Raw genomic sequence first — 6,496 nt, forward strand, 5'->3', positions numbered from 1 at the left:
GGGCAGTACCAGGGCGCGAGCACTGAGGAGCACCGTTGAGCAGGTTGCGCTGGCTGACCGCGGGGGAGTCCCACGGTCCCGCACTCGTGGCGACGCTGGAGGGTCTTCCCGCCGGCGTGCCGATCACCACGGAGATGGTGGCGGACCACCTGGCGAGGCGTCGGCTGGGCTATGGCCGCGGTGCCCGGATGAAGTTCGAGCGCGACGAGGTCACCTTCCTCGGCGGGGTCCGGCACGGACTCACCCTCGGCTCCCCGGTCGCGATCATGGTCGGCAACTCCGAGTGGCCGAAGTGGGAGCAGGTCATGGCGGCCGACCCGATCGACCCGGAGATCCTGGCAGGGCTGGCGCGCAACGCGCCGCTGACCCGTCCGCGCCCCGGTCACGCGGACCTGGCGGGCATGCAGAAGTACGGCTTCGACGAGGCCCGGCCGATCCTGGAGCGTGCCTCGGCGCGGGAGACGGCGGCCCGGGTGGCGCTGGGCGCGGTGGCCCGCTCGTACCTGAAGGAGACGGCCGGCATCGAGATCGTCAGCCATGTCGTCGAGCTGGCTTCCGCGAAGGCCCCGGCCGGTGTGTACCCGGTCCCGGCGGATGTGGAGAAGCTGGACGCGGACCCGGTGCGCTGTCTGGACGCGGACGCGTCGAAGGCGATGGTCGCGGAGATCGACCAGGCCCACAAGGACGGCGACACCCTGGGCGGTGTGGTGGAGATCCTGGCCTACGGTGTCCCGGTCGGCCTGGGCTCGCACGTGCACTGGGACCGCAAGCTGGACGCCCGTCTGGCCGGTGCCCTGATGGGCATCCAGGCCATCAAGGGCGTCGAGATCGGTGACGGGTTCGAGCTGGCGCGGGTGCCGGGCTCGAAGGCGCACGACGAGATCGTGAACACGCCGGAGGGGATCCGCCGGGTGTCGGGCCGTTCCGGCGGTACCGAGGGCGGTCTGACCACCGGTGAGCTGCTGCGGGTGCGGGCGGCGATGAAGCCGATCGCGACCGTGCCGCGTGCCCTGCAGACCGTGGACGTGACCACCGGTGAGGCGGCCCAGGCCCACCACCAGCGCTCGGACGTGTCCGCGGTGCCGGCGGCCGGGATCGTGGCCGAGGCGATGGTTGCGCTGGTGCTGGCGGACGCGGTGGCGGAGAAGTTCGGCGGCGACAGCGTGGGCGAGACCCGCCGCAATGTGCGCTCCTACCTCGAGAACCTGGCGATCCGGTGACGGGTCCGAGGGTGGTGCTGGTCGGTCCGATGGGTGTGGGCAAGTCCACCGTCGGGCAGCTGCTGGCCGGGCGGCTCGGCGTGGGGTACCGGGACACCGACGACGACATCGTCGCCGTCGAGGGCCGCAGCATCGCGGAGATCTTCGTCGACGAGGGCGAGCCGGTCTTCCGGGCGATCGAGAAGCGGGCGGTGCTGCGGGCACTGGCCGAGCACGAGGGGGTCCTCGCGCTGGGCGGTGGCTCGATCCTGGACGCGGACACGCGTGAACTGCTGGCCGGGCAGCAGGTTGTCTACCTCTCGATGGACGTCGAGGAGGCCGTCAAGCGCACCGGCCTGAACGCCGCCCGTCCCCTGCTGGCGGTCAACCCGCGCAAACAGTGGCGCGAGCTGATGGAGGCCCGCCGCCACCTGTACGAGTCGATCGCCACGGCGGTCGTGGCCACCGACGGCCGTACACCCGAAGAAGTCACACAGAACGCGCTGGACGCACTGGAGTTGAAGGAAGCATGAGCGAGGCAGTGACGCGCATCCAGGTCGGCGGAACCGCGGGCAGCGAGCCGTACGAGGTCCTGGTGGGACGTCAACTCCTGGGCGAGCTCGGCGCGTTGGTGGGGGAGAAGGCCCAGCGGGTCGCCGTCATCCACCCCGAGGCGCTGGCGGACACCGCAGACGCACTGCGTGCCGATCTCGCCGGACAGGGCTACGAGGCCGTCGCCATCCAGGTCCCGAACGCGGAGGAGGCCAAGACCGCCGAGGTCGCCGCCTACTGCTGGAAGGCGCTCGGACAGTCCGGCTTCACCCGCTCCGACGTCATCGTCGGCGTCGGCGGCGGCGCCACCACCGACCTCGCGGGGTTCGTGGCGGCCACCTGGTTGCGCGGAGTGCGCTGGATCGCCATCCCGACCACCGTGCTCGCCATGGTCGACGCGGCCGTCGGCGGCAAGACCGGCATCAACACCGCCGAGGGCAAGAACCTCGTCGGCGCCTTCCACCCGCCCGCCGGCGTCCTGTGCGACCTGGCCGCGCTGGACTCCCTGCCCGTCAACGACTACGTCTCCGGGCTCGCCGAGATCATCAAGGCCGGCTTCATCGCCGACCCGGTGATCCTGGAGCTCATCGAGTCCGACCCCCAGGCCGCGCGCACCCCGGCGGGCCCGCACACCGCCGAGCTCATCGAGCGCTCCATCCGGGTCAAGGCCGAGGTCGTCTCCTCCGACCTCAAGGAGGCGGGCCTCAGGGAGATCCTCAACTACGGCCACACGCTCGCCCACGCCATCGAGAAGAACGAGCGGTACCAGTGGCGGCACGGCGCCGCGGTCGCCGTGGGCATGCACTTCGCCGCCGAGCTCGGCCGGCTCGCGGGCCGGCTGGACGACGCGACCGCCGACCGGCACCGCACGGTCCTGGAGTCGGTGGGCCTGCCGCTGCACTACCGCTACGACCAGTGGCCCAAGCTCCTCGAGACCATGAAGGTCGACAAGAAGTCCCGCGGCAATCTCCTGCGGTTCATCGTCCTCGACGGACTGGGCAAGCCCACCGTCCTGGAGGGTCCCGACCCGGCGGTCCTGCTCGCCGCGTACGGCGAGGTCGGCCAGTAAGTCCCCCGACGGGTGTTCCGCCCGATTCGCCTTTCCGCAGGGGCACTTCGGGCCGCCCCCGGCCGTTTCACCAAACGACGGCCGGGGGCGGTACCGTTCGGTTGCGAGGGGGTACATGCCCCCCGGCCAGCGCCAATCAGCCTGCCGCGAGGGAGCCGGAGGGGCGCGTCGGGGACGAGAGGACGAACGCGCGCAGGCTCGCGGGCCGAGCGCGGTCGGGCTCCCGGCACCGACGTGAGCGCCCCGGCGGTGAACGAGCCGAAAAGACGAGACGGAGTGGCACCGGATGCAGCACGCAGTGGGTTCTCCGCTGCCGCCGCCCCATCAGCCGGGGCAGGGACCGGCCGCAGGCTGGTCGCCGGCCGCACATCACCCGGGACCGCGTCCCCCAGGTGTGCACCAGGGCTCCGTCCCGGTGCCCCCACCGCCTCCGGCACCGGGCTTCACCCCGGCTCCGGTCCCGCCCGCACCGCAGCACTCCCCGGCGCCGGCACCGGACACCACCGGCCATGTGCCGCTGCCGCCCGGTGCCCCAGTGGGCGCTCCCAGCGCGCCGCCCGCCGCCGTGCCCGACCCGGCGGGCACCACGCTCGCCGTGCTGCTGATCGGCCCGGCCGGTGCGGGCAAGACGAGCGTCGCCAAGTTCTGGGCCGATCACCGCCGGGTCCCCACCGCCCACATCAGCCTCGACGACGTACGCGAGTGGGTTCGCTCGGGCTTCGCCGACCCCCAGTCCGGCTGGAACGACCACTCCGAGGCCCAGTACCGCCTCGCCCGCCGCACCTGCGGCTTCGCCGCCCGCAACTTCCTCGCCAACGGCATCTCCTGCATCCTCGACGACGCCGTCTTCCCCGACCGGCCGGTCGTCGGCCTCGGCGGCTGGAAGCGGCACGTGGGCCCCGGTCTGCTGCCCGTGGTTCTGCTGCCCGGCCTGGAGATCGTCCTGGAACGCAACGCCGAACGCTCCGGCAACCGCCGCCTGACCGATGAGGAAGTCGCGCGGATCCACGGGCGGATGGCGGGCTGGTACGGCTCGGGGCTGCCGATCATCGACAACAGCCAGATGGACGTACCCCAGACGGCGAGGGTCCTGGACGACGTGCTGGCAAGGTCGATGGCAAGCCCGCCGAGCTGGTAGCGCCCTGAAGGGGCGCGGGGCTGTGCCGATACGCGGCTCCGCCGCGTGGGCGCGACCAGCCCCCACCGGCCGGCAGACGACAGGCGACCCTCCCCACTCGGACTCTCCCGAAAAGCGACATACCGGCAAAACTCCTACGCTCAACTCATGCCAGAGGTGTACGCCACTCGAAGAGCCCGCCTACGCGACCGCTGCCAAGCCGGCGGCAGCCAGGCCGCGCTGATCTCCCGCCCGGCCAACGTCCGCTACCTCACGGGTGCGGCCCCCCAGGGCAGCGTGCTGCTGCTCGGCAGGACCGAGGACCAACTGGTGTGCGCCGGCCCTCCGGACGACCGCCCCGGCGTCGGACGCCCCGACAGTGCCGTGCAGGTCCATCACCTTCCCGGCGCCGGAGGGGACCCCGCCGTGGCCGCGGCGGACCTCGCCACAGGCCAGGGCGCGGACTCCCTCGCCGTGGAGGAGGAGCACCTGACGGTCGCCCGGCACCGGGCCATCCGCTCGGTCGTCCCGCGCCTGCGCCTCGCGGACCTCGCCGGCGCGGTCGAACAGCTCCGCGTCATCAAGGACGAGGAGGAGATCTCCTGCCTCCGCATCGGTGCCGAGATCGCCGACCAGGCACTGGGCGAACTCCTGGAGTCCATCCTCGTGGGCCGCACCGAGCGGCATCTCGCCCTCGAACTGGAGCGCCGGCTCGTCGACCACGGCGCCGACGGCCCGGCCTTCGCCACATCGGTCGCCACCGGACCGAACTCCGGCCGCCGGGCCCACCACCCCACCGACCGCCGCGTCGAGGAGGGTGACTTCCTCTCTGTCTGCCTCGGCGCGAACTATCGCGGATACCGCTGTGAGATCGGCCGTACCTTCGTCATCGGTACGTCCCCCGCCGACTGGCAGATCGAGCTGTACGACCTCGTCTTCGCCGCTCAGCGGGCCGGACGCGAGTCACTGGCACCGGGTGTGGCCTACCGTGACGTGGACCGTGCGGCACGTCAGGTACTGGAGGCCGCGGGCCACCACGAGGGCCTCCCGCCGCTCACCGGACACGGTGTGGGACTCGAAATCGACGAGGACCCGCAGCTGGCCCCCGCGGCCATGGGTAAACTGGACGCTTGCGTGCCGGTCACCGTCGAACCGGGGGTCCACCTCCCGGGCCGGGGCGGTGTCCGGATCGATGACACGCTCGTCGTTCGCCCCGAGGCGGACGGCGGACCCGAGCTACTCACCATCACGACCAAGGAGCTGCTCGCCCTCTAGGCAGTGGCGTGCGCCGGGGTCGTCCACGTCAGTCCAGGAGATTCCGCAACCGTGGCTTCCACGAACGACCTCAAGAACGGCCTGGTGCTCAAGCTCGAAGGCGGCCAGCTCTGGTCCGTCGTCGAGTTCCAGCACGTCAAGCCCGGCAAGGGCCCCGCCTTCGTGCGCACCAAGCTCAAGAACGTGCTGTCCGGCAAGGTCGTCGACAAGACGTTCAACGCCGGCGTCAAGGTCGAGACGGCCACTGTCGACAAGCGTGACATGCAGTTCTCGTACATGGACGGCGAGTACTTCGTCTTCATGGACATGGAGACCTACGACCAGCTCATGGTCGACCGCAAGGCTGTCGGCGACGCCGCCAACTTCCTGATCGAGGGCTTCACGGCCACCGTGGCGCAGCACGAGGGCGAGGTGCTCTTCGTCGAGCTGCCGGCCGCCGTCGAGCTCGTCATCCAGGAGACCGAGCCGGGCGTCCAGGGCGACCGCTCCACCGGCGGCACCAAGCCCGCCACCCTGGAGACCGGCCACCAGATCAACGTGCCGCTCTTCATCACCACCGGTGAGAAGATCAAGGTCGACACCCGCACGAGCGACTACCTCGGCCGGGTGAACAGCTAACCGTGGCTGCCCGCAACACGGCCCGCAAGCGCGCCTTCCAGATCCTCTTCGAGGGCGACCAGCGCGGCGTCGATGTCCTGACGGTCCTCGCGGACTGGATCCGGCTCTCCCGGGAAGACACCCGGCAGCCGCCGGTGAGCGAGTACACGATGCAGTTGGTCGAGGGCTACGCGGAATACGCGAAGCGCATCGACGAGCTGATCGCGCAGTACTCGGTCGGCTGGACGCTGGACAGGATGCCGGTCGTCGACCGCAACATCCTGCGCCTGGGCGCCTACGAGCTGATCTGGGCCGACGGGACCCCGGACGCCGTGGTGCTCGACGAGATGGTGCAGCTGGCGAAGGAGTTCTCCACGGACGAGTCGCCCTCGTTCGTGAACGGCCTGCTGGGCCGTCTCAAGGACCTCAAGCCGTCGCTGCGCCGGGACGAGGCGTAACCCGAGGCGATGGAGCCGCGAATCGCCTGAGGGCCCGCAGCGTGACTGCCGCGGGCCCTCAGGCGTTCCCGTACGCCTCAGCCCCGCCAGGGGCGCAGAAAGCCGCCGGGGGGGGGGGGGCGCGGGGGTGTGGGCCCCCCCCCCCCCCCCGGTGGTGGGGGGGGGGGGGGGGGGGCGCCCGCCCCGGGGGGGCCCCCCCCCCCCCCCGCCCCCCCCCCCCCAACCCCCC

The 6,496-nt window shown here is 71.8% G+C and carries 7 protein-coding genes; all 7 read left to right on the plus strand.

Annotated elements, in window-relative coordinates; genetic code table 11:
• Positions 1 to 35: 35 nt before the first annotated feature.
• Positions 36 to 1,220 carry a chorismate synthase gene (aroC, locus tag ACFYRX_RS13190; protein ID WP_389098904.1) on the plus strand — a complete coding sequence of 395 codons (1,185 nt, stop codon included), beginning with the start codon at positions 36 to 38 and terminating at the stop codon, positions 1,218 to 1,220.
• A 29-nt stretch (positions 1,221 to 1,249) separates the two neighbouring features.
• Complete coding sequence (locus tag ACFYRX_RS13195) at positions 1,250 to 1,732, plus strand: shikimate kinase (protein ID WP_389099101.1); 483 nt, start codon at positions 1,250 to 1,252, stop codon at positions 1,730 to 1,732.
• Positions 1,729 to 2,820: a 3-dehydroquinate synthase gene (gene aroB, locus ACFYRX_RS13200; protein WP_389098906.1), complete on the plus strand. Its 1,092-nt coding sequence runs from the start codon at positions 1,729 to 1,731 to the stop codon at positions 2,818 to 2,820. Before ACFYRX_RS13195 ends, aroB begins: the two co-directional genes overlap by 4 nt.
• Before the next feature lie 286 nt (positions 2,821 to 3,106).
• Positions 3,107 to 3,958 (plus strand): Pro-rich N-terminal domain-containing protein, encoded by an 852-nt coding sequence (locus ACFYRX_RS13205; RefSeq protein ID WP_389098908.1) that lies wholly within the window; start codon positions 3,107 to 3,109, stop codon positions 3,956 to 3,958.
• Between the two features lie 147 nt (positions 3,959 to 4,105).
• Positions 4,106 to 5,212 carry an aminopeptidase P family protein gene (locus tag ACFYRX_RS13210; RefSeq protein ID WP_389098909.1) on the plus strand — a complete coding sequence of 369 codons (1,107 nt, stop codon included), beginning with the start codon at positions 4,106 to 4,108 and terminating at the stop codon, positions 5,210 to 5,212.
• 51 nt (positions 5,213 to 5,263) lie between these two features.
• Positions 5,264 to 5,830: an elongation factor P gene (efp, locus tag ACFYRX_RS13215; RefSeq protein WP_328428997.1), complete on the plus strand. Its 567-nt coding sequence runs from the start codon at positions 5,264 to 5,266 to the stop codon at positions 5,828 to 5,830.
• Between the two features lie 2 nt (positions 5,831 to 5,832).
• Positions 5,833 to 6,267, plus strand: coding sequence for a transcription antitermination factor NusB (nusB, locus tag ACFYRX_RS13220; RefSeq protein WP_389098911.1), 435 nt, complete (start codon positions 5,833 to 5,835; stop codon positions 6,265 to 6,267).
• Positions 6,268 to 6,496: the final 229 nt, after the last annotated feature.

Origin of the sequence: Streptomyces sp. NPDC005374, assembly GCF_042872225.1 — a bacterium.
Lineage (GTDB): Bacteria > Actinomycetota > Actinomycetes > Streptomycetales > Streptomycetaceae > Streptomyces.

Excerpts from the sequence above, each read along its gene's own strand:
- ACFYRX_RS13195 (WP_389099101.1), top strand. The coding sequence starts at position 1,250 with ATGGGTGTGGGCAAGTCCACCGTCGGGCAGCTGCTGGCCGGGCGGCTC.
- aroB (WP_389098906.1), top strand. The coding sequence starts at position 1,729 with ATGAGCGAGGCAGTGACGCGCATCCAGGTCGGCGGAACCGCGGGCAGC.
- ACFYRX_RS13205 (WP_389098908.1), top strand. The coding sequence starts at position 3,107 with ATGCAGCACGCAGTGGGTTCTCCGCTGCCGCCGCCCCATCAGCCGGGG.
- ACFYRX_RS13210 (WP_389098909.1), top strand. The coding sequence starts at position 4,106 with ATGCCAGAGGTGTACGCCACTCGAAGAGCCCGCCTACGCGACCGCTGC.